The sequence below is a fragment of the Curtobacterium sp. P97 genome (assembly GCF_023712445.1).
Taxonomy (GTDB): domain Bacteria; phylum Actinomycetota; class Actinomycetes; order Actinomycetales; family Microbacteriaceae; genus Curtobacterium.
In genome coordinates this window covers 1-440 of sequence record NZ_JAMAYF010000140.1, presented here as the reverse complement: position 1 = coordinate 440, position 440 = coordinate 1, and the positions used below count along the sequence as shown (strand labels likewise).

The following is a 440-nucleotide window of genomic DNA, read 5'->3' as shown; positions in this document are numbered from 1 at the left end:
ACCTGCAGCAGCGCGGCGAACACCGGCGGGGCGCCGCCGATGCCGGTGACGCGGTGCGCGGCGGCGTCGGCGACGTAGGCCACGGGGTCGAACCGGTCGTGGATGACCACGGTGGCGCCGCTGAGCACCTGGCCGTTGAGGTAGCCGATCACCCCCATGGCGTGGAACCACGGGGTGAGGTTGATGGCGCAGGCGGTGCCCAGCCGCACCGGGTACTCCTCGGCCGGCCCGACCTGGTCGAGGGTCACGTCGCCGTGCTCGTCGAGCGCCGGCCGCGACCCCGAGGCCCAGCACCCCGACTGCAGCACGTTGGTGACCACCTGGCGGTGCGGGAGCTCGACGCCCTTGCTCACCCCGGTCGTGCCGCCGGTGTAGGCCAGGTGCGCGAGGTCGACGGCGGGGTCGAGGTCGCCGACGCCCACCACGACGCCGACCTCGAC

The 440-nt window shown here is 74.5% G+C and carries 1 protein-coding gene; it reads right to left on the bottom strand.

Annotated features, from left to right (window positions below; all coding sequences use genetic code 11):
- A partial coding sequence (locus tag M3677_RS17340; protein ID WP_251161190.1) for an AMP-binding protein occupies positions 1–440 on the bottom strand: 440 nt, incomplete at both ends.